This is a genomic window from Falsiroseomonas sp. CW058 (genome assembly GCF_050563535.1).
In the GTDB taxonomy this organism is placed as follows: domain Bacteria; phylum Pseudomonadota; class Alphaproteobacteria; order Acetobacterales; family Acetobacteraceae; genus Falsiroseomonas.
In genome coordinates this window covers 1-20,857 of sequence record NZ_JBNXUO010000003.1, presented here as the reverse complement: position 1 = coordinate 20,857, position 20,857 = coordinate 1, and the positions used below count along the sequence as shown (strand labels likewise).

Annotated in this window: 20 protein-coding genes; 8 read left to right on the top strand and 12 right to left on the bottom strand. The window is 72.9% G+C overall.

Annotated features, from left to right (window positions below):
• Positions 1 to 41: 41 nt before the first annotated feature.
• Positions 42 to 1,682 carry an amidohydrolase gene (locus tag ACK8OX_RS03460; protein ID WP_430662533.1) on the bottom strand — a complete coding sequence of 547 codons (1,641 nt, stop codon included), beginning with the start codon at positions 1,680 to 1,682 and terminating at the stop codon, positions 42 to 44.
• A gap of 134 nt (positions 1,683 to 1,816) precedes the next feature.
• Between ACK8OX_RS03460 and ACK8OX_RS03455 the strand changes: the two genes are divergently transcribed.
• The gene (locus tag ACK8OX_RS03455; RefSeq protein WP_430662532.1) at positions 1,817 to 3,394 is read left to right on the top strand and encodes an ABC transporter substrate-binding protein; all 1,578 of its coding nucleotides are present in this window, start codon (positions 1,817 to 1,819) and stop codon (positions 3,392 to 3,394) included.
• Positions 3,395 to 3,415: 21 nt separating this feature from the next.
• Here ACK8OX_RS03455 and ACK8OX_RS03450 read toward each other — a convergent pair whose 3' ends face one another.
• Genes ACK8OX_RS03450 through ACK8OX_RS03415 form a run of 8 tightly spaced genes read right to left on the bottom strand, consistent with a single transcriptional unit; the run spans position 3,416 to position 11,612 of the window.
• Positions 3,416 to 4,426 carry a dimethylarginine dimethylaminohydrolase family protein gene (locus ACK8OX_RS03450; protein ID WP_430662531.1) on the bottom strand — a complete coding sequence of 337 codons (1,011 nt, stop codon included), beginning with the start codon at positions 4,424 to 4,426 and terminating at the stop codon, positions 3,416 to 3,418.
• Between the two features lie 11 nt (positions 4,427 to 4,437).
• A complete protein-coding gene (locus ACK8OX_RS03445; RefSeq protein WP_430662530.1) occupies positions 4,438 to 6,024 on the bottom strand; it encodes an amidohydrolase in 1,587 nt (528 codons plus the stop codon).
• Entirely contained in the window at positions 6,017 to 6,805 is a 789-nt protein-coding gene (locus ACK8OX_RS03440; RefSeq protein WP_430662529.1) for an ABC transporter permease, read from the bottom strand. The genes ACK8OX_RS03445 and ACK8OX_RS03440 overlap by 8 nt, the downstream gene beginning before the upstream one ends.
• Before the next feature lie 4 nt (positions 6,806 to 6,809).
• Positions 6,810 to 7,643 carry an ABC transporter permease gene (locus tag ACK8OX_RS03435; protein ID WP_430662528.1) on the bottom strand — a complete coding sequence of 278 codons (834 nt, stop codon included), beginning with the start codon at positions 7,641 to 7,643 and terminating at the stop codon, positions 6,810 to 6,812.
• Positions 7,640 to 8,746 carry an ABC transporter ATP-binding protein gene (locus ACK8OX_RS03430; RefSeq protein ID WP_430662527.1) on the bottom strand — a complete coding sequence of 369 codons (1,107 nt, stop codon included), beginning with the start codon at positions 8,744 to 8,746 and terminating at the stop codon, positions 7,640 to 7,642. The genes ACK8OX_RS03435 and ACK8OX_RS03430 overlap by 4 nt, the downstream gene beginning before the upstream one ends.
• A complete protein-coding gene (locus tag ACK8OX_RS03425) occupies positions 8,746 to 9,516 on the bottom strand; it encodes a class II aldolase/adducin family protein (protein WP_430662526.1) in 771 nt (256 codons plus the stop codon). The genes ACK8OX_RS03430 and ACK8OX_RS03425 overlap by 1 nt, the downstream gene beginning before the upstream one ends.
• A gap of 1 nt (position 9,517) precedes the next feature.
• Positions 9,518 to 10,465, bottom strand: a complete 948-nt coding sequence (locus ACK8OX_RS03420) for a 2-hydroxyacid dehydrogenase (RefSeq protein ID WP_430662525.1) — start codon at positions 10,463 to 10,465, stop codon at positions 9,518 to 9,520.
• Positions 10,466 to 10,502: 37 nt separating this feature from the next.
• Positions 10,503 to 11,612 (bottom strand): extracellular solute-binding protein, encoded by a 1,110-nt coding sequence (locus ACK8OX_RS03415; protein ID WP_430662524.1) that lies wholly within the window; start codon positions 11,610 to 11,612, stop codon positions 10,503 to 10,505.
• A gap of 129 nt (positions 11,613 to 11,741) precedes the next feature.
• Here ACK8OX_RS03415 and ACK8OX_RS03410 point away from each other — a divergent pair, with 129 nt between their 5' ends.
• Together ACK8OX_RS03410 and ACK8OX_RS03405 are read left to right on the top strand one after the other, a co-directional pair.
• Positions 11,742 to 13,064 (top strand): NAD(P)/FAD-dependent oxidoreductase, encoded by a 1,323-nt coding sequence (locus tag ACK8OX_RS03410; protein WP_430662523.1) that lies wholly within the window; start codon positions 11,742 to 11,744, stop codon positions 13,062 to 13,064.
• On the top strand, positions 13,061 to 14,677 hold the full coding sequence (locus ACK8OX_RS03405) for an amidohydrolase (RefSeq protein WP_430662522.1): 1,617 nt from the start codon (positions 13,061 to 13,063) through the stop codon (positions 14,675 to 14,677). The genes ACK8OX_RS03410 and ACK8OX_RS03405 overlap by 4 nt, the downstream gene beginning before the upstream one ends.
• Positions 14,678 to 14,696: 19 nt before the next feature.
• On the opposite strand, the gene ACK8OX_RS03400 is transcribed toward ACK8OX_RS03405, so the two are convergent.
• The 3 genes from ACK8OX_RS03400 to ACK8OX_RS03390 are packed head-to-tail and all read right to left on the bottom strand — an operon-like array spanning position 14,697 to position 16,218.
• The gene (locus ACK8OX_RS03400) at positions 14,697 to 15,134 is read right to left on the bottom strand and encodes an acyl-CoA thioesterase (RefSeq protein WP_430662521.1); all 438 of its coding nucleotides are present in this window, start codon (positions 15,132 to 15,134) and stop codon (positions 14,697 to 14,699) included.
• Entirely contained in the window at positions 15,131 to 15,514 is a 384-nt protein-coding gene (locus ACK8OX_RS03395) for a hypothetical protein (RefSeq protein WP_430662520.1), read from the bottom strand. The genes ACK8OX_RS03400 and ACK8OX_RS03395 overlap by 4 nt, the downstream gene beginning before the upstream one ends.
• Positions 15,511 to 16,218, bottom strand: coding sequence for an RraA family protein (locus ACK8OX_RS03390; RefSeq protein ID WP_430662519.1), 708 nt, complete (start codon positions 16,216 to 16,218; stop codon positions 15,511 to 15,513). The genes ACK8OX_RS03395 and ACK8OX_RS03390 overlap by 4 nt, the downstream gene beginning before the upstream one ends.
• Positions 16,219 to 16,375: 157 nt before the next feature.
• Here ACK8OX_RS03390 and ACK8OX_RS03385 point away from each other — a divergent pair, with 157 nt between their 5' ends.
• From ACK8OX_RS03385 to ACK8OX_RS03365, 5 genes are all read left to right on the top strand, one after another.
• Positions 16,376 to 18,001, top strand: coding sequence for a methyl-accepting chemotaxis protein (locus tag ACK8OX_RS03385; RefSeq protein WP_430662518.1), 1,626 nt, complete (start codon positions 16,376 to 16,378; stop codon positions 17,999 to 18,001).
• Positions 17,998 to 19,179 carry a PP2C family protein-serine/threonine phosphatase gene (locus ACK8OX_RS03380; RefSeq protein ID WP_430662517.1) on the top strand — a complete coding sequence of 394 codons (1,182 nt, stop codon included), beginning with the start codon at positions 17,998 to 18,000 and terminating at the stop codon, positions 19,177 to 19,179. The genes ACK8OX_RS03385 and ACK8OX_RS03380 overlap by 4 nt, the downstream gene beginning before the upstream one ends.
• 87 nt (positions 19,180 to 19,266) lie before the next feature.
• Positions 19,267 to 19,689 carry an ATP-binding protein gene (locus tag ACK8OX_RS03375; protein ID WP_430662516.1) on the top strand — a complete coding sequence of 141 codons (423 nt, stop codon included), beginning with the start codon at positions 19,267 to 19,269 and terminating at the stop codon, positions 19,687 to 19,689.
• A 4-nt stretch (positions 19,690 to 19,693) separates the two neighbouring features.
• Entirely contained in the window at positions 19,694 to 20,485 is a 792-nt protein-coding gene (locus ACK8OX_RS03370) for a CheR family methyltransferase (RefSeq protein WP_430662515.1), read from the top strand.
• Positions 20,478 to 20,857, top strand: a 380-nt coding sequence (locus tag ACK8OX_RS03365) for a hypothetical protein (RefSeq protein ID WP_430662514.1), incomplete at its 3' end; no start/stop codon positions are given. The genes ACK8OX_RS03370 and ACK8OX_RS03365, both read left to right, overlap by 8 nt.

Below are 20,857 nucleotides of genomic sequence, written 5' to 3'. Positions count from 1 at the left end.
CCGGTGGTTCCCTTCCCTGGTTCGGTGCGTCGCCCGGCGCGTCAGCCAAGCTCGCCATGGCGGTCGTGCAGCACGGCGGGTCCTGCGGGTCCCGCGCCGCGCAGCGTGATGTCGGCGCGGGTGTCGCGCAGGATCTCCTGCAGCGCCGCCGCGAAGACGTCGCGCGACAGCACGGCGACATCGGCCAGCATCCCGGGCTCCAGCGTGCCGCGCGCGTCCTCGGCGAACTGGCTGTAGGCGGCGCACCAGGTCTGGCAGTGGATCGCCTGCTCCGCGGTCAGCGTCTCCTCCGCCCCCAGCAGCGTGCCGCGGCTGGTCCGGCGCGTCAGCATGGCATGGAGGTTGACGAAGGGATCGACCGTGCTGACCGGGCAGTCGGAGGAGGCGGACGGGTGGTGCCCCTCCTCCAGCCATGTCCGCATCGGGTAGGCACCTTCGCTGCGTTCGCGGCCGAGGTTGCGGATGTAGAGGTCGCCGAACTCATGGAGGAAGACGGGCTGCGGCACCGGCAGGATGCCGCGTGCCTTCATCCGGAGCATCTGGTCGCGCGTCACGAAGCCGCAATGCTCGATCCGGTGGCGCCGGCCGGCGAAGGGGTGGGCGGGGCTGTCCGCCGCCTCCATCCCCGCCAGCACCTGGCCGATGGCGGCATCGCCGATGGCGTGGATGTCGAGCTGCCAGCCCTGTTCGTGGTACAGCTTCAGCAGCGCGTGCATCGTGGCGTCGGGGAAGGTGAACACGCCCGTCCCGCGGCCCGCGCTGGTCAGGTAGGGTTCGTGGAAGGCGGCCGTCAGCCCGCCCGCGCTGCCATCGGCAAAGACCTTCACCGCGCCCCAGCGCAGCATGTCGTCGCCGTCGCCCGGGCGCAGCCCCGCCGCCCAGGCATCCGCGGCGATGCCTTCCGGGTTGCCGGCCAGCACGTTCCACATCCGCAGCGGCAGTCGCCCCGACCGCCTCGCGGCCTCGAAGGCGGCGATCTCCGCCATCCCCGCGGTCATGCCGACATTCATGTCGGTGGCCGAGGCGAAGCCGAGCCCGGCGAGGTGCATTCCCGCACGCTCGATCGCGTCCACCATCGCCGCCTCGTCAGGCGGGGGCGCGGCGTCGCGCACCAGGCGCATCGCACGTTCCTGGAACAGGCCGGTCAGGGTGCCGCCGCGCCGCTCGATCACGCCGCCCTCGGGGTCGGGCGTGTCGTGGCCAATGCCGGCCGCGCGCATCGCGGCGCCGTTCGCCACGCCCATATGGCCGCAGGTGCGCGTGATGAAGACCGGGTTGTGGGGCGCGGCCGCATCCAGTTCCGCCGCGGTCGGGTGGCGGCCGATGTCGAGTTCCGCATGGTCGTAGCCGCGGCCGAGCACCCAGGCCCCGCGCGGCGCGGCGGCCGCGGCATCCCGGAGGCGGCGGAGCAACTCGTCGAGCGTCCGCACCTCCTCCGCCCGCAGGTTGACGCCCGCCAGCGCCAGGCCATGCGGCAGCAGGTGCATATGGGCCTCGTTGAAGGCCGGAATGGCGACGCGGCCGGCAAGGTCGATGCGGTGCGCGCCCGGCGCGGCAGCGTTGACCTCGGCCGCGGTCCCCACTGCCAGCACGCGGCCGGCGCGCAGCGCCATCGCCTCGGCGAAGCCGCCGGCAAGGCCGCGGAACACCCGGCCGCCCAGGAAGACGAGATCCCGTTCCATGCCCCTCGCAGCCGGCCACCCATCCCCGCCCGACTGTCCCGCCCGGCACCGGCAGCGTCAAGGCGGGCAGGACCACGTTGCGCGGCCCGGCCGGCCGCGCGCATCATCGCGGCCCAGCCAGGAAGGGACGGGCGATGCGGTTCGGCAGGCGATGGTTCACCGCGGCGGCCGCGGCCGCCTTTTCCCTCGCGGCGGGGGCGGCCTCGGCGCAGTCCACGCTGCGGGTCGTGCTGATCAACGACCTGGCCAGCCTCGACCCCGTGCAGTCCACGGCGGCCTTCGTCCGCAACCACGGCTTCATGGTCTACGACCAGCTCTTCGCACTGGATTCGCAGGGCGTCGCGCGGCCGCAAATGGTGGAGCGGCACGAGGCGAGCGCCGACGGCATGATGCACCGCTTCACCCTGCGCGAGGGGCTGGCCTTCCATGACGGGCGGCCGGTGCGCGCGGCCGATGCGGTGGCCTCGATCCGCCGCTGGGCGCAGCGGGACGTGGTGGGACGCGCGCTCGCGGCCTCCACCGCCGCGATGGAGGTGGTGGACGAGCGCACCTTCACCCTGCGCCTGTCCCGCCCCTTCGCGCTGGTGACCGAAGCCCTGGCCCGCCCGACCGCCAGCGCGCTGTTCGTGATGCCCGAACGCATCGCGGAGACGCCGGCCACCACCGCCATCACGGACGCGACCGGCAGCGGGCCCTTCATCTTCCAGGCGAACCAGTGGCGCGTCGGCGACCGGGCGGTCTACCTCCGCAACCCCAACTACCGCCCGCGGAGCGAGCCGGCCGATGGGCTGGCCGGCGGCAAGGTGGTCTCGATCGAACGGCTGGAATGGGTGGCGATGCCGGACCCCGCGACGGCTGCCGCGGCCCTTCAGGCGGGCGAGATCGACTTTATCGAACAGCCCTCCCCGGACATCGTGCCCGTGCTGGAGCGCAACCGGAACATCCGGACGATGGCGCTGAACCCGGTGGGCTTCATGGTGTGGCTGCGGATCAACCACACCCAGCCGCCCTTCAACCACCCCGCCGCGCGCCAGGCGCTGCTGCACCTGGTCAACCAGCAGGAAGTGCTGCAGGCCGCGGGCATCCGCGCCTCGGAACAGGTGCCCTACTGCCCGGCCTTCTTCTTCTGCGGCACGCCGCTGGAATCGAACGCCGGCGCGCAGGGCCTGCGCGAGGCGAATGTCGACCGCGCCCGCGCCCTGTTGCGGGAGGCCGGCTACAACGGCCAGCGCGTCGTCTTCATGAACGCCGCCGACAGCCCGATCAACAACGCGGCGACGCTGGTCATGGCGCAGGCCTTCCAGCGCGCGGGGCTCAACATGGACGTGCCCAGCATGGACTGGGCGACCGTGACCCAGCGCCGCAACCGGCGCGAGCCGGTGGACCAGGGCGGGTGGAACATGTTCGTCACGGTGGCGAATGTGCTGGACGGGCAGAACCCGCTGACCAACCTCTACCTCGCCAGCCCCTGCGAGGGCGGTCTGACCGGCTGGCCCTGCGACCAGGCGCTGGAGGATCTGCGCCGAAGCTGGTGGGAGGAGAACGACCCGGCGAAGCGGCAGGAGATCCTGCACCGCGTCCATGCGCGGGCCTATGAGGTGCTGCCCTACATCAATGCGGGGCAGTTCCGCACGCTGGCCGCGCACCGCACGAATGTGGAGGGCATCCGCCCCACCACCATCCCGGTCTTCTGGGGCGTGACGAAGCGGTAGCGCGCCGCCGGTGCGCGGCCCTCATATCGGGTCGCGCACCAGCGGGCAGGTCGAGCAGTGGATGCCGCCGCCGCCAAGGCCGACCTTGTCGTACTCCACCAGCCGGACCGACACGCCGGCCCGGTCCAGCGCGTCCTGCGTGCGGGGGCTGACCCTGTCGCTCATCAGCACGCGGCCGGGCGCCACGGCGAGGCAGTTGATCGCCCAGGACGGGTCCTCGTGGTTCACGGTGATGAGCTTCACGCCGTTGCGCTTCAGCTCCTCCATGAAGACGAAGGGCAGCGTGGAGGGATTCACGATGGCGGTGTCGTGGTGGACCATCACGAAGGCGCCGTCGATGTGCAGACGGTATCCCGGGATCTGCACCCGGACCAGCCGCGTGCCCTGCACCTTCAGCACCTCCTCCACCTGCCGCGCCCCTTCCTCGTTCACGCGGGAGGAGACGCCGACCACGGCGAGGTCGGGGCGGACATAGGCGAAGCTGCCGCCTTCCATCAGCCCGGTGCCGTGGACCGTGCGGAGGATGGGCATGCCGATGCGGCCGAGCGTCTCGGTCACCGGCGCCTCCTCGCCGCGGCGGATCTTCGGGCCCATGCGGGTGACGATGGCGCCGCCCTGGACGCCGATGCAGCTGTCGCGCGTGTAGATGGACTTGTGCCGCCCCGGCGCGCAGCGGTCCAGGTAGACGATTTCCACCCCCTCCTCCCGCAGGGCAGCGGCCAGCGCATCGTGCTGCGCCTGCTGTTCGGCCAGCGTCGGGCGGACATCGCCGCGCCAATAGGCGCCGCTTTCCGGGTCGCCGAAGGCGCCCAGTTCCTCGATGCGGGGCAGCGTGTCCACCACGCGCATCTCCTCCCCCGGGCGGTGCATCAGCACGAGGCGCAGCCGGCCGATGTCGGAATTGCAGCCCCAGTTGCGGCCCCAGACGCGGGCCATCTCCTCCGGCGTCTCGAAGGCGGGTTCGGGGATCGAGGCGAAGCGCTCGATCAGCATGTTGTAGCGGTGGTCGAACTCGCTCATCGCGCGGGACATGCGGTGGCTCCTCAGGGCGCGGCGACGCTGTATTCGTCGCCCCGCGGCGTGGTGACGTATTCCGGCCAGCGGTGGTGTATGGGGGCTGCGAAGTCGCGCGGCAGCAACGGTGGCATCCAGGCGGACCCGCCCACGCCGCCGCCGGTGCGGGCAAGGAACTCCGCCCGGCAGGCGGCCAGCGCGGCCGGGTCCTCCAGCAGTTCGAGGAAGGCGAGCGCGGTGACCTCCGCGCCCTTCATCCACATCGGGTCGATGCAGTCCGGCACGCCACCCAGCGCGTTGTAGGCCCAGGGCGGGCAAACCCAACCCGCGCGCGGCGCGCGCAGCTGCGGGCGGCCGACATAGAGCCGCACCGTCGGGCAGTGCCAGGTGTATTCCACATAGTCGTCACTGGTGTAGTTGGCCTGCCAGGGTGGGATCTGGGCGCGGATCCTCTCCTCGGCGATGGCGGGGGGCGTCAGCACCTGGATCGCCTCGGGGAAGGGGTCCTCCATCGGCTCCACGCCGATGGCGCGCTGCAGGTCCCGCGCGAAGCCCCGCGCCGCGTCGCCCCAGACCGGCGGTCCGGCCTTGCGGAAGGCGCGGAAGGCCACGCTGGCGAGCGCGCGGTTCGCGAGGCCCGGGCGCGTCTTCGTCACCCATTCCTTGCGGACCGTGCAGTGCGTGATGGCCGCCACCCCCTCCGCCGCCATGTCGAGGATGGCCCACACCTTCTCCTGCATCGCGACCAGCGGGGCGCGCATCGCATACTGCACCACGCCGAGCCCGGGCGGCAGGTTGTCGGCCGTGGCCTGGCCCGCGACGAGGATCGCCTCGTTCAGGCTCCAGGCGCCGGTCTGCGGCAGCATGGACGGGCGCAGCATCCGCCCCTGCGTCACCATCATCACCACCGCATCCAGCGCGCCCGGCGCGCGGGCGATGGCGTGGCTGTTCTGCGCCCCTTCCCGCGCACCGGCGCCGACCCAGTCCTGCGGCTCCTCGCATTCGAAGGTGTAGATGCGCGACCAGTAGGTGCCGCAATGCGTGTCCCAAAGGCAGGAATTGGCCAGCGCCGGCAGGCTGGTCGGGTGGAAGGACACCGCGGCGTCGAAGCCGTCGAGGTGGCCATGCGCGGCATGGACGGGCTTCGACCCGCACATCTTCTCCGCCGGTTCGCCCATCAGCACGAGCGTCCCGCCGATGCCGTGCCGCTCCATCGCGTGCTTCGCGGCGAGCGTGCCCGCCAGCGCGGCCATGCCGAGTGCCGAATGCGGGTCCGTGTGCCCCGCCGCGTGGCGCTGCGTGCCGGCGCGGGGGCGGCGTTCGGCCACCGGCTCCTGGCTCATCCCCGGCACGGCGTCGTATTCCGCGATGTTCGCCAGCACCGGCCCCGCGCCGTTGCGCCACACGGCCTTGAAGGCGGTGGGCATCCCGGCGGTGCCGGCCTCCACCTCGAACCCCTCGCGCCGCAGGCGCTCCACGAACCAGGCGGCGGAACGATATTCCCGCCAGGCGGGCTCGGCCAGCCGCCAGAGATGCATGTGGTCGGCCGAGAGCGATGCGCGGTTCGCCCCCAGCCAGGCTCGCGCCGCGGCCTGCGCGTCCGTCATCTCATCCATCGCGTCGCCTCCGGAGCGTCAGGTCGAGCAGCAGCAGCAGGGTGGTGAACAGCACCAGCAGCACCGCGACCGCAGCCATCGCGGGGTCCAGGTTCTCGTTGATGCCGTCCCAGATGCGGCGCGGCAGGGTGAAGACGTCGCGGCTGGCGATGAACAGCACGATCACCAGCTCGTCCCAGGAATGGATGAAGGCGAAGATCGCGCCGGAGACGATGCCCGGCGCGATGCGCGGCAGGATGACCCAGCGCAGCGTCTGCGCGAGCGACGCACCCATCCCCCGCGCCGCCTGTTCCAGCCGCGGGTCGAAGGCCGCGAGCGCGGTGGAGACGGTGATGACCACATAGGGGATGCCCGTCACCCCATGCGCGATCGCGACCCCCGCGAAGCTGTCCAGCAGGTCCAGCCGCGCGAAGTAGCGGTACAGCCCGACCGCGTAGACGATGGACGGGATGATGATCGGCAGCAGCATGAGCCCGCGGATCAGGTCCGTGGACCGGCGGGAGATGCGCCAGCAGCCGATGGCGCAGAGCGTGCCCGCCACGACCGCGATCAGGGTGGAGGCCACCGCGATCAGGAAGGACTGCCAGATCGAGCCCAGCCATTCGGCCGAGGCCAGCACCGTGCCGTAGTGCCGCAGGCTCAGCGCCTCCTGCGGGAGGGAGAGGAAACGCTGGTCGGTCATCGAGACGGGGACGACGATGCCGATCGGCAGCACCAGGTAGATCGCGACAAGCCAGGCGAGGCCGCCGGCAAGGGGTCCCGGCCTGTGGACGCCCTCCATCGCCTCAGCCCCCCGCCCCGAACAGCCGCCGGATGTCGACCACGCGGGAGAAGACCGCGAGGGTCACCAGGATGGTGACCACCAGCAGCGTCGCCATCATGGTGCCGAGCCCCCAGCGGATGAGGTCGAGGATCTGCAGGCTGATCCATTCCGCGACCATCAGCGTCTTTCCGCCGCCCAGGATCGCCGGCGTGATGTAGAAGCCGAGCGAGAAGATGAAGACCAGCACGCCCGACGCGATCAGCCCCGGCAGCGACAGCGGCAGGAACACCCGGCGGAACACCGTCACGCGCGACGCGCCGAGCCCGCGCGCCGCCGCCAGCAGCCGCGGGTCGATCTCCTTCATGCTGGCCAGCATCGGCAGCACGGCATAGGGCACCATGTAGTGCACCATCCCGACGATGATGCCGAACTCGTTCCAGACGAGTTGCAGGGGCTCCGCGATCACCCCGGCTTCCATCAGCGTCTGGTTCACCAGCCCCTGCCGGCGCAGCAGCGTCACCCAGGCGAAGGCGCGCACCAGCACGCTGATCCACAGCGGCACCAGCACCGCCAGGATCCACCATCGCTGCGCCCGCGGGCTGGACAGGGCGATGCGGTAGGACAGCGCATAGCCCAGCGCCAGCGCCAGCGCGGTGGTAACGACGCAGATGCGCAGCGTCGTCGCGATGACGCGCTGCACGCTCTCGCTCGTGAAGATCCGCTCGTAGTTGCCGAGGCCGGGCTGCGGCTCGGTGAAGGAGATGGCGAGGACCTGGAGGATGGGCGTGACGTAGAAGGCCGTCATCAGCAGGAAGGCCGGCAGGATCAGCGCCCACCATCCCGCGTCGCGCCTCATGTGGCGTCGTCCAGCACGGGCACGCTGGCATCCGCGCCCCAGCCCAGCCGCACCGCCAGCCCCTCCCGCGGGGCGATCGGCGCCCGCCAGGTGGGCAGCGCCACCCGCATCGTGCCGAGATCGGGCGTCTCCACGTTCAGCGCATAGCCGGCGCCGAGATAGGACCAGCCGGAGATGGTGCCGGTGACGCTGTTCTCCGCCCCCTCCCCCTCCACCAGAAGCGCGATCTTCTCCGGCCGCAGCGACAGGGTCGCCGCGCTGCCGGGCGCCGGGCGCGGCATGCCCTCCGACAGCGCCTGCACCAGGCGCGTGCCGCCCGCCGCGATGGCGAAGCCCCCCGCCGCCGCGTCCCGCACCGTGCCTTGCAGGAAGTTCGACTTGCCGAGGAAATCCGCGACGAAGCGTGTCCGCGGCCTCTCGTAGAGCTCGGCCGGCGCGCCTTCCTGCACCAGCTTCCCGTGGTTCAGGATCGCAACCCGGTCGGAGAGAGACAGCGCCTCCTCCTGGTCATGCGTGACGTTGACGAAGGTGCGGCCGACGCGGCGGTGCAGCGCCTTCAGTTCCTCCTGCAACTCCGCGCGCAGCTTCTTGTCGAGCGCGGACAGCGGCTCGTCCAGAAGCAGCAGGGCGGGGTCGAAGACCAGCGCGCGGGCGAGCGCGACGCGCTGCTGCTGGCCGCCGGAAAGCTGGCGCGGCAGCCTGTCGGCGAATTGCGGCAACTGCACCAGGTCCAGCGCGGCGCGCACCTTCGCCTCGCGCTCCGCCTGGCCCAGCCGGCGGACGCGCAGCGGGAAGGCCACGTTCTCCGCCACCGTCATGTGCGGGAACAGCGCATAGCCCTGGAACACCATGCCGAAGTCGCGGCGTTCCGGCGGCAGGCCCGTGATGTCCCGCCCGTCGAGCAGGATGCCGCCCTCGGACGGCGCGACGAAGCCGGCGATGCACATCAGGATGGTCGTCTTGCCGCTGCCCGAGGGGCCGAGCAGCGTCAGGAACTGGCCGCGATCCACCGTCAGCGACACGCGGTCCACCGCGGTGAAGCCGCCGTACCGCTTGCCGAGCCCCTGGAGCGCGAGCGCGTGGCCGGGAAGGGTCGTGCCCATCAGTCGCGGTAGCCCGGCTGTTCGCGATCCAGCTTGCGGCGCAGCGCCTGCCAGGGCAGCCACCCCTTGGTCGGGCCTGTGCTGAACTGCGCGCGCGTCCGCGCCACGACCTCGGCCGGCGGGATCGCCAGCGGCGCGCCGGAGGACTGCGCCGCGAGCTGGATGCGGCAGGCCTGTTCCAGGTACCACATCCAGTAGAAGGCCTCCGCCACCGTCCGGCCCACGGTCAGCAGCCCGTGGTGGCGCAGGATCATGCAGGGTTGGTCGCCGAGGTCGCGCACGATCCTCTCGCGTTCCGAGAGGTTGTCGTCGGCGGCGACGCCTTCGTAGCCATGATGGGCGACGCGGCCGTCGAACTCCATGCTCATCTGGTTCAGCATCAGCAGCCCGCCCTGCTGCGCCGCCACCGCCATGCCGGCCAGCGTGTGCGTGTGCATCACGCATTGCGCGTCGTCGCGGCCGAGATGCACGGCGGAATGGATGACGAAGCCGGCCGGGTTCACGGGCCAGCTGGTGGGCTGCGCGGGCTCGCCTTCCGCATCCACCAGCACCAGGCTGCTCGCGGTGATCTCCTCGAACAGCAGGCCGTAGGGGTTCACCAGGAAGCGGTGCCCGGGGCCTGGCACGCGGACGGACAGATGCGTGAAGACCAGGTCCGTCATGCCGAACAGCGCGACCAGCCGGTAGGCGGCCGCGAGGTCCTCTCGCAACTCCCGCTCGGTCGGCACATGGCCAGGGTCCGGCCGGACGGGTGGCGGGGGAAGCGGCATGTCAGTAGCCCCGTGCATGGTCGTAGAGGTTGGGCAGCGGCTCGCCGCGTTCGTGCATCGCGATCAGCGCGCCGACATGGGCGGCGCGCTCGCCCCGCGGCGGCAGGCTCGCGACATGCGGCGTGACCAGCAGCTTCGGATGCGTCCAGGCCGGATGGTCCGGCGGCAGCGGTTCCTGGTCGAACACGTCGAGCACGGCGCCGGAAAGGCGGCCGGAATCGAGCGCGGCGAGGATGTCCTCGATCCTCTGGTGGCTGCCGCGGCCGGCATTCACCAGGCCGGTGCCGTCGCGCATCCGGTCGAACAGCGGGGCGGAGATCACGCCCCGCGTCTCCGGCGTGGCGGGCAGCAGGCAGACGATGATGTCGGCCCCGGCGAGGAAGGCGTCGCGCTCCGCCATGCCCGCGAAGCTGCGGATGCCCGGCATGTCCTTCGGGCTGCGCGACCACCCGGTCACGCGGAAGCCCACGCCCTGCAGCATCCGCGCCGCGGCCTGCCCCATATGGCCGAGGCCCATGATGCCGACCGTCGTTCCCGTCGCGATGCGCTCCGGCTCGAAATAGTCCCAGCGCCGCTCGGCCTGCGCCGCGCCAATGCGCCGCGCGCCACGCAGCAGCGACAGCACGGCCCAGGTGACGTATTCGCCCATGCGCTGCGCCGCGCCCGCCGTCGCCATCCGCGCGAGGGGGACGCCCTTCGGCAGGTCGGGATCGGCGGTGATGAAGTCCACCCCCGCGCCGCTGCCGAAGATCACCCGCAGGTTCGGCAGCCCGGCCAGCCGCCCCGGTTCCGGGTCCCACACCAGGGCATAGCGCACCGCGGCGGGATCGACCGCCGGGTCGTCCCACCACCGCACCTCCACCCCCGGCGCGTGTTCGGCGAAATGGCGCTGCCATTCGGGCATCGCGGCCTCGCCGCCCGACTTCACCAGGAGGATGGGTCTGCTCACGGGCGCTCCGGTCTGCTGCGTCGCAGCAAGCGTGCCGTCAGCCCGTCACCACGTCCAGGTAGTCCTGGTTGATCTGCTGGTAGTTGTCGCCCCACCAGACGCCGTTCAGCACCACCTGCTGGCGCTGGTTCTCGGGGTCGGTCGGGTTCACGGCGCGGAATTCCTGCGGCACCTGCGCCGCGGCGCGCGGGTTGGTCGGACCGTTGCCGAGGAATTGCAACAGCCCCACCTGCGGCTCCGGCCGTGCCAGCATCGAGGCGAGGAGCTGCTGCGCCAGCGCGCCGCCCTGGTTGCCGCGGGGGATAACGAAGATGCCGGCCTGCAGCAGCCCCTGGTTCCAGATGAAGCGGATGCGCCCGTTGGTCTCGCGCTGGAGGACATTGGCGCGGGTGTGCCAGATATGGCCCATCACCGCCTCGCCGGTGCGGAGGAACTGCTCGCTCTCCGATCCCGAATTCCAGAACACGGCGTTGCGCCGCACTTCCCGGATCTTCGCCAGGCAGGCGCGGGTGTCGAGCGGGTACAGGTTCCGCGGGTCCTTCCCCAGCGCCATCTGCACCGCGTCCAGCGTCGCCAGCGCGTCGCGCCGCAGCAGCCGCGTGCCGGGGAAGCGCCGCAGGTCGAAGAAGTCCGCCCAGTTCTGCGGCGGCCCGTTCGGGAACTTGCTGCTGTCATAGGCAAGGACCGAGCTGAAGGAATACGGCGCGGCCCCGTATTCCAGCGCGAATCCGGGGTCGATCACCTCGTTCCGATCGACGACCGAATAGTCGATCCGGCTGACCAGGTTCTGCCGCCCCAGCACGACGGAGGAGGAGGCCGAGCTGTCGCAGAGGTCCCAGGTGACGCGCCCCGATTCGACCATCGACCGGATGCGCCCGGCGGATGGCCCGGTGCTGTCCTGCACGACCCGCACGCCCTGGTTCGCGCCCATGAAGGGCTCGCCGTAGAAGCGACCGAAGCCCTCATTCGCGATGCCGCCCCAGTTCACCATCACGAGCTGGCGCCCCGCCTGGGCCGCGGCCCCGTCCGGCAGCGCGGGCAAGGCGCCGAGCGCCGCGAGCCCCGCGAGCAGCGTGCGGCGCCCGACTTCGCCGCGGCGATACTTCCGGAAGGCGAGTTCGACGCAATCCTGCTGGAAATCCTGCATGCCCCGTCCCCTTGCTGGTGTCGTCCGCGTGCGATCCGTCCCTGCGCGCCCTCTGCGGCCCCTTGATCCGGACGACATCCGGCGGGAACCTGTCCGGACATAGTCAACAGCGTGACGGGCGCGCCTGCAATGACCGATCTGCATCCCCTCTTCGCGCCCGGCTTCAAGGCCCGCCCCTGGTGGTGGGAAGCGGCGGAGCCGCCCAACCGCGACACCCCCCTGCCCGACCGTGCCGCGGTGGCCATCGTCGGCGGCGGCTATGCGGGGCTGTCCGCCGCGCTCACGCTCCGACGCCTCGGCCACGGGGCGGTGGTGCTGGATGCCGAGCGGATCGGCTGGGGCGCCTCCTCGCGCAATGGCGGGATGGTGTCGGGCGGGCTGAAGGTGGCGGGCTCCGGCCTGGAGAGCGCGCATGGGAAGGACGGCGCGCAGCGCATCGCGCAGGCCGCGGCCGCCTCCCTCCCCTTTATCGAGGAGACGATCGCGCGCGAGGGGATCGACTGCGACTACATCCGTTGCGGCCGCTTCGTCGGCGCCTGGTCGCCACGCCACTACGACGACCTGGCGCGCAAGGCCGACTGGATCGCGGAGGTGACCGGCCAGCCGACCGAGATGGTGCCCCGCCCGCGCCAGCGGGACTTCCTCGGCAGCGACTTCTACCACGGCGGCATGGCCGCGGCCGCGACCGGCAGCCTGCATCCGGGCAAGTATGCGCGCGGCCTCGCGGATGCGGCGGAACGCGCGGGGGCGGTGCTGGTGGATGGCGTGCGGGTGCAGCGGACGGAGCGGGAGGGCGGCGGCTTCCGCCTGGTGACCGACAAGGGGGAGATGCGGGCCGATGCGGTGCTGGTCGCGACCAACGGCTACTCGCTCGACCCCCGCGGCACGGCGAGCCCCTGGCTCGCGCGGCGGCTGATCCCGCTGAACTCCTACATCATCGCCACCGAGGAACTGCCGAGCGCGACGATCGACCGGCTGTTCCCCGGGCGGCGCATGGTCAGCGAGACGAAGCGCGTGCTGAACTACTTCCGCCCCTCGCCGGACGGCAAGCGCGTGCTCTGGGGCGGGCGCGCCAGCTTCCGCAAGGCCACGGCGGAGGAGAGCGCGCCGGCGCTGCACGCCACCATGTGTCAGACCTTCCCCGAACTGAAGGGGGTGAAGGTCACCCATGCCTGGACCGGCTACGTCGCCTTCACCTTCGACCACCTGCCGCATATCGGCGTGCAGGACGGCATCCACTACGCCGCCGGCTGCCAGGGCAGCGGCGTCGCGATGGCCACCTGGCTCGGCCACAACGTCGCGCTGAAGCTGGCGGGCGCGGCGAACGAACGCTTCGCGCTCGATGGCCTGCCCTTCCCGACGCGGCCGACCTACACCGGCAACCCGTGGTTCCTGCCGGTCGTGGGCGGCTGGTACAAGCTGAGGGACCGGCTCGACCGGATGGCGGCATGAACGCCGATTTCGTCCTGCTCGGCGGCCGCATCGCGACGATGGACGCCGCCGGCACCGAATGCAGCGCGCTCGCGGCGCTCGGCGGACGCATCGTCGCGCTCGGCGGGGACGACGCGATCCGCGACCTCGTGGGCCCCGGCACCACGGTGCTGCACGCCGGGGGACGGCGCGTGCTGCCGGGCATCGTCGACAGCCACGCGCATCCCGACGCCTACGCCATCCGCCTGCGCACCTGGACGCTCGTCTCCCCCGACCGCATCCGCACGCGGGACGAGCTGCTCGCGGCCATACGGCGCCGCTGCGCCGAACTGCCGCCCGGCCGCTGGGCCGCCTTCTACCGGCTGAACGAGAGGCAGTCCGGCGGCTATCCCACGCTCGACGAGTTGGACGCCGCCAGCGGGGGCCGTCCGGTCTTCATCCTGCGGACGGACGGGCATCTCGGCCTTGCGAACCGTGCCGCCTTCGCGGCCTGCGGCATCGGCGCCGACACGCCGGACCCGCCCTTCGGCCGCTTCGACCGCCTGCCGGACGGCCGCTTCACCGGCCTGGTGCGGGAGACGGCGGCGCATGTCTTCCTCAACGCCGTCCACGGCCAGGATTCCGAATCCGACATCGCCGAGGGGATGGAGGCGGTGCAGGACCAGTGCCTCGCCGCCGGCATCACATCCGTGGCGAATTCCCTGACCCCCGCCAAGGCCATCCGCGCCTACCAGCGCATGCGGCGGGACGGGCGGTGGCGGATGCGAATGGGCATCATCGCCTCGGGCCGGGACGAGCCGCTGATCCCGCACCTGATCGGCGCCGGCATCCGGTCCGGCTTCGGCGACGAATGGCTGCGGCTGATCGGGGTGGAATGGTGCCCGGACTGCTCCACCTCCGGCCGCACCGCCGCCTACTGGGACCCCTACCAGGGCACGCCCGTCCCGGGCGAGCCGGTGCCGAACACCGGCATGCTTCTCTATGAGAAGGAGGACCTGACCCGCCGCGCCACCGCCGCCCATGCCGCCGGGCTGCAGGTGATGATCGAGGGCGTGGGAGACCGCGGCATCGACTTCGCGCTCGACGTGATGGAGGCCGCGCTGGCCGCGCACCCGGCGGAGGACCACCGGATGCGGGTGGAGCATTGCTGCTACGTCACGCCCCCGATCCTGGCACGCCTGAAGCGGGGCGGCTTCGTGGACAGTTCCGCCACCGGCTTCATGGACGAACTGGGGGAAGCCTATGCCGCGAACCGCGGGCAGGACGCGATGCGCTGGATGTGGCCGCATCGCAGCCTGATCGACGCCGGCGTGCCCGCGCCCGGCCATTCGGATTTCGCCGTCTGCCGGGTTTCCCCCTGGACCGCCATCGCCGCCATGGTCACCCGCCGCACCGCCGGCGGCGCCGATCTCGACGCGCGGGAGGCCGTGACGGCGCGCGAGGCGGTGCGCGCCTACACCTGGCTCGGCGCCTGGGCGCAGCGGGAGGAGGCGGAGAAGGGATCGCTGGAGCCCGGCAAGCTCGCCGACCTCATCGTGCTCGACCGCGACGTGCTGGACGGCGAGGCAGCGGCCATCGCCGGCACCGTGGTGGAGGCCACCGTCGTCGGCGGCGTCCTGCGCCACCGGGCATGACGGGCGCCGGGCGCGGCCATCAGCCGCGCCTGAGCGCGAGGCGCTTCGGCGCCTCCCCCGCCACCGCCGCGGCGAGCCGCGCCGCGACATCCCCCGGCCACGGCTCCACCCGCCGGCTGTCGAGGTTCACGCAGAGGAACAGCACCTCGTTCTCGGCCGAAAGCCACCCCTCCTCCGCATGATGCAGCCGGTGGCGGACCAGCAGGCGCTTGGCGTCGCAGGCCAGCACCGCGCTGTCCGCCGCCAGCGGCGCGTCCACCACCACCTCCCGCACGTAGCCCTGCCAGGATTCGACCGCGAAGGTGCCGAGCCGCCTTGCGCGGAACGCCTCCCCCAGCCCGAGCGACGGCCAGAAGGCATCGGTCGCGAGGTCGAAGGCGACCAGGTAGTAGGCCAGGTTCATGTGGCCGTAGTGGTCCACCCATTCAGGGCGGACGCGAACCAGCGGCGTCCTCATCCGCAGCCGGGATAGGCAAGCCAGCCCAGTTCGCGCCCCGCCACGTCCTCCACCCGCCAGGCATCGGCGCAGCGGCGTTCCAGCATGAAGGCGCGCAGCCCCTCGCCCGGCAGGCGGTCGCCAGGCTCCACCGGGCGGCGGCCCTCCACCGCGCCGGGCCCGGCTAGGCAATCCTCCCGCCCGCCGCCGGGCAGCAGCAGCCGCGCGCCGGTGCGGCCGCTGCCAGCCGGCCAGGCCTCCACCACCATCGCGCCCGGCCGGTCCGCAAGACAGGCGCGCAAGGCCGGGGCGAGGTCGCGCACCCTCCCCTCCCAGCCGGGCCCCTGCGCGGCCGCCGGCAGCGCCGCCATGAGCGTCGCGAGCGTGGCCGCCGCCCTCAATGGATCTCGTCCGCCTTCGCGATCGCCTCGCGCAGCTTCGCCACGCTGAACTCCGGGTCCTTGCAGAGGTCGAGGATGACCTTCTCCCGCCGGGCGCCCAGCTCGATCGCGGCCGGGATCTTCCGCACCGCGTCATGCGGGATCACCACCGCGCCGTGGCGGTCGGCATGGATCACGTCCTCATGCGCCACATGCATCCCGTGCACCGCCACCTCCTGCCCGTAGGCAACCATGTGGACATAGGCGTGCGAGGGATTGACCACGCCGGCGATGAGCTGGAAGCCCGGCGCCAGCATGTCGAGGTCGCGGATCGAACCGTTGGTGACGACGCCCTGCGCGCCGAGCGCCTTGTGGACGGCCGAATGCACCTCGCCCCAGAAGGCGCCGGTGCCGGGCGTGTCGTCCAGGTCCTGCAGCACCACCACGGTCGGCAGGGACGCTTTCGCGACGTAGTCGTACCAGCCGAGCCGCACGGCGCGGTCCGTCTCCCTCGGGCGGCCGGAAGGCTGGGCGGCACGGATCGTGCCGGTGCGGGCCAGGCCGCAGACCGGCGGCAGCGACGGGTCGGCGCAGACCATCGGGCGCACCGTGAAGCCATGGCCGCGCCGCTGCGGCACGACGAGTTCCAGCGCGTTGCAGATGGTGGGCGTGTCCCACTGCCGCAGCGCCTCGAGGTCCTCGCGCGTGAACGGATGCTCTGCCATGGCGGTCGCCTTCTCCCCGGGGTCCTGTCCTGGGCAGGATCGGCCGGGCGGGCGGGCGCGGCAAGCCTCCGACCTGCTTGTTGCGGGGCGGCCGCGCCGGTAGCCTCGCGCCCGGGCGAGCCACGCCCGGAGGTCCGCATGCCCGAATCGCGCCCCGATGCCTGACGCGACGCCGCGCGGCGGCCCGCCCGCCGCCCAGGCCGCCGTGCCCCGCGCCGGGCGGCTGCGCGCCTGGCTCGGCCGCATCGACGTGCGGGCGGGCCTCATCAGCCTGCTGATGGTGATGGTGGTCGGCCTGCTGTCGGGCGCGGCGCTGGTCGTGGTCTCGCGCCAGGTCACCATCGTGGAGCAGCTCGGCCTGCGCGACCGGGACGCGGATGCGGCGGTGGACGAGCTGGCGCTGCACGTCGCCGATTTCTCCTCGGCCTTCGCCAGCGTCATCGCCGGCGTGCTGCAGCCGGGGCCCACGGCGCAGCGCATGGTCCGCAACGGAGAACTGGTGGGCGCCGCCTTCGCGCGGGTGAACGCGCTGCTCGCCGCCGACATCGACCCGATCGTGATGGGCGGCGGCGTGGACATGGCGCGGCGCCTGCCGGAATTCACCGAACAGGTGCGCGCCGCCTTCGCCGCCCGCCAGCGCGCGCAGTTCGCCCCGCTGCACGAGGAATGGCTGGACTTCGCCAGCGCCTTCAACCGCGTCGCCACCGCGGCGCGGGCCGAGGTGAAGCGCCGGTCCGACGCCTCGCTCGCCGCCGCGCATGCGCTGGAGAAGCAGGCGCGCAACATCGTCTTCGCCACCGGCGCGGTCGGGCTGGTGGGCTGCCTGCTGGTCTGGGTGGTGCTGGCGCGGCTGCTGGCGCGCCCGCTCGCACGGCTGGCCGGCGCGATGGACCGGCTGAGCCGCGGCGCGGTGGGGACCGAGGTGCCCGGCGCCGGGCGCAGCGATCAGGTGGGGGAGATGGCGCGCGCCGTGCTCGTCTTCCGCGACAACCTCGTCGCCACCAAGGCGCTGACCGACGCCGCATTGGAGAATGCGCGCCGCACCGCGGTCGCCACCACCCAGGCCTCCGACGCCATCGGCCAGGTCTCGGACGGCGCGATGACCCAGCTCGCGGAACTCAGGCAGGTCGAGGAGGCGCTGAGCCAGACCAACGACGCAGTGCGCGAGGTCGGCCGCACCACGCAGGACAGCAGCGACCGCGCGGACGAGGCGAAGGCCCTGCTGGCCGGCAACCTGGTGAAGCTGCGGATGCTGATCGAGGTGGTGGACGCGGTGGCCGAGGACACGGAGCGCGTGACCCGCATCGCCGGCACCATCGCGAAGATCGCGACGCAGACCAACATCCTTGCCATCAACGCGGCGATCGAAGCCGCGCGGGCGGGCGAGCACGGGCGCGGGCTGGCGGTGGTGGCGGAGGAGGTCCGCGCGCTCGCCGCGAGCAGCGAGAGCCTGGCGCAGGAGATCGCGGATGTCGTCCTCGTCGCCGGCCGCCGCACGCGGGAAGGCAGCGGCACCGCCGCCGCGGTGGGCGAGAGCATGGACGAGCTGGAGCGGCTGGTGACGGAAAGCGCGCGGCTGGCCGGCGCCATCGCCGTGGCGATGGAGGAACAGCAGGCGACCGTCGCCTCGATCAGCGACCGCGTCAGCACGCTGTCGCGCATCGGCCAGTCCAACGCGACGGCGGCCGAGGAGATCACGGTGACGATGATCGACCTGTCGAAGCTGGCGGCCGAGACGCGGAGCGTGGTGGAGACGATGGCATCCGACAGGGGACGGCGTTGAGCGGGGCGGGGGCGGTGGAGACCGGGGCTGCAATCCTCGTCGTCGATGACAGCAGCTTCAACCGGCTGGTGCTGAAGCGCCGCCTGGGCGAACTCGGCTATGGCGACATCACCATGGCGGAGGACGGCGTGCAGGGCCTCGCCGCGCTGGAACGCGGGCGCTTCGACGTGGTGCTGCTCGACCTCGAGATGCCGAACCTCGACGGCATCGGCGTGCTGGAGCAGCTGCGCGCGATGCGCGGCGCGGCGCCGCCGGTCATCGTCATCTCCGCGCTGACGGAGATGGAGAAGATCGTCCGCTGCATCGAACTCGGCGCCGAGGACTACCTGCCGAAGTCCTTCGACCCGCCCCTGCTGCGCGCGCGGCTCGGCGCGGTGATGGAGAAGAAGCGGCTGCGGGACCTGGCGGATGCGCGGCTCGCCGCGCTGGAGGCGGAGCTGGAATCCGCCCGCGCCGCGCAGCTCGCCCTGGTGCCGCGGGACTTCGCGGCGGCGGCGACGGGCAGGCTGGCCGTGCATGCGGCGATGGTGCCGGCGCGGCAGGTGGGCGGCGACCTCTACGACTGCCTGCGGCTGGATGCGCGGCACATGCTGTTCGCGGTGGCCGATGTCTCGGGCAAGGGGGCGCCGGCGGGGCTGACCATGGCGCGCACGCTCGGCCTGGTGCGCGCCGCCGCGAAGCGCTTGGCCGCGGAGGGTGCGACGCCGGACCCCGGTGCGGTGCTGGAGATGGCGAATGACGACCTGGCGGCCGACAACGAGAGCCAGACCTTCGTCACCGTCGCCCTCGGCGTGATCGACGGCGAAACCGGGCAGGGCCGCATCGCGGTGGCGGGGCATGACCTGCCGGTGGTGCTCGGCGCCGCGCCGCGGCTGCTCGGCCCCATCCGCCGCCAGCCCGCCCTCGGCGCGATCGAGGGCATCCCCTTCGCCTCGGACCCCTTCGCCCTCGCCCCCGGCGAGGCGCTGTTCATCTATTCCGACGGCGTGTCGGAGGCGGAGGACCGGCAGGGCGGCTTCTTCGGGCGGGACCGGCTTCTCGCCGTGCTCGGCGCCGCCGGTACCGACCCGCGGGCGGTGGTGGAGGAGGTGCTGCGCGCCGTCACACGCTTCGCCGACGGCGCCCCGCAGGCCGACGACATCACCGCGCTCGCGCTGCGCTACGGCAGCCCGCCATGATGCCCCGCCGGTCCGCCGCGCCGCACGCGACAGGCGCGGCACGGCAGGGTAGCCTGCCGCAACCCGCCACCCGCCCGCGGAGCCGACGTGCCTCCTGACGCCCTCGCCATCACCGTCCCGCCCGAGGCGGAGGCGGTCGCCCGCATCCTCGACGCCATCGAGGCCTGGACCGAGGCCGAGGCGCTGCCGCCCGCCACCGCGCACCGCGTCGGCGTGGTGGTGGAGGAGCTGGCGGCCAATGTCGCCATGCACGGCACCGGCGGCGCCGATGGCGCGAGCCTGGTCGCGGTGACGCTGCGGCGGGAAGGCGGCCTCGTCGTCGCCACCGTCGAGGATGACGGCCGCGCCTTCGATCCGCTGTTGCAGGCGCCGCCCGATACGGACGCACCCTTGGACGAGCGCGACCCCGGCGGGCTCGGCCTGCACTTCGCCCGCCGCATGACGCGCGACCTGCGCTATGCCCGCGAGGCCGGGCGCAACCGCGTCACCGCCGTCTTCGACGCGGGATGAGGCGATGACGGAAGGCGCCGGCGCGGTGGCGGCGACCGCGCTCGGCCCCGTGCTGGAACGGCTCGAATCGCTGGTGGGCCTGGCGCCGAACGACGTGCTGGTGAACCGCCTGCGCCGCGCGGCGGGGCTGGTCGCGCGGCTGCCGCTGGACCATGGCGGGATCGACCACCCGGACTGGGCCGCCCTGCTCGACGCCGTGACGGTGCAGGAGACGCGGATGTTCCGCGCCGCGGCGCAGGTGGAGGTGTTCCGCGCGGCCGTGCTGCCCGCCATCGCCAGGCCCGGCCGCCCCGTCTCGCTCGTCTCCGCCGGCTGCGCGACGGGGGAGGAGGCGTGGACCCTCGCCGTCGTCGCGGCCCGCGCGGGGATCGAGGCGCGGGTGCTCGGCCTGGATCTCTCGCGCCCGGCGCTGGAAGCGGCTGTGGCGGGGCGCTACCACCTCGGCCCGCCGGATGCGTTGCGGGAGGTGCCGGCCGCGGACCGTGCCCTGCTCGACATCGCCGGCGGCTGGTTCGAGCCGGTGGCGGCGCTGCGTCCCATGGTCGCCTTCCGACGCGCCAACCTGCTGCGCCCGGACCTCGGACCCGCCGCGGCGGACGCGATCCTGTGCCGCAACGTGCTGTTCTATCTCAGCCAGCCCGCGCGGGATGCGGTGGTGGGGCAGTTGGCCTCGGCGCTGCGGCCGGGCGGCGCGCTGCTGCTCGGGCCGACCGATTCGCCGCCGCCGGGGATCGGGCTGCGGCCCTGGGCGCCCGGCCTCGTCGGCATCTGGCGGCGGGAGGGCGGCGGTGGCTGACCGCGCGCTTCTCGCCGGTGGGCGGGCCCATCTGCTGCCCGCGGGGGCGGAACCCATCGCGCCGCTGCCGCTGAGCCCGGCGCCGCTGGCCGCGCCGGGGCTGCTCGGCCTCGCGGTCGTGCAGGGCCGTGCGGTGCCGGTCCTCGCCCCCGCCGGCCCCGGCCCCGCCTGGGTGCTGCTGGACATGCCGGCTGGGCGCGTGGTGCTGGTGGGCGAGGACCTGGCGGATGCGCCGCCCGATGCCAGCCCCCTGGTGCTGCCTTGCATCGGCGCACGCCCGCCGCCGCCGGCGCTGCCGGCCGGTGTCGCGGCCGGCACCGCCATGCCGCCGGCCGCCGCGATGCCCGGCAGCGCCCGGCGCGACCAGGTGGA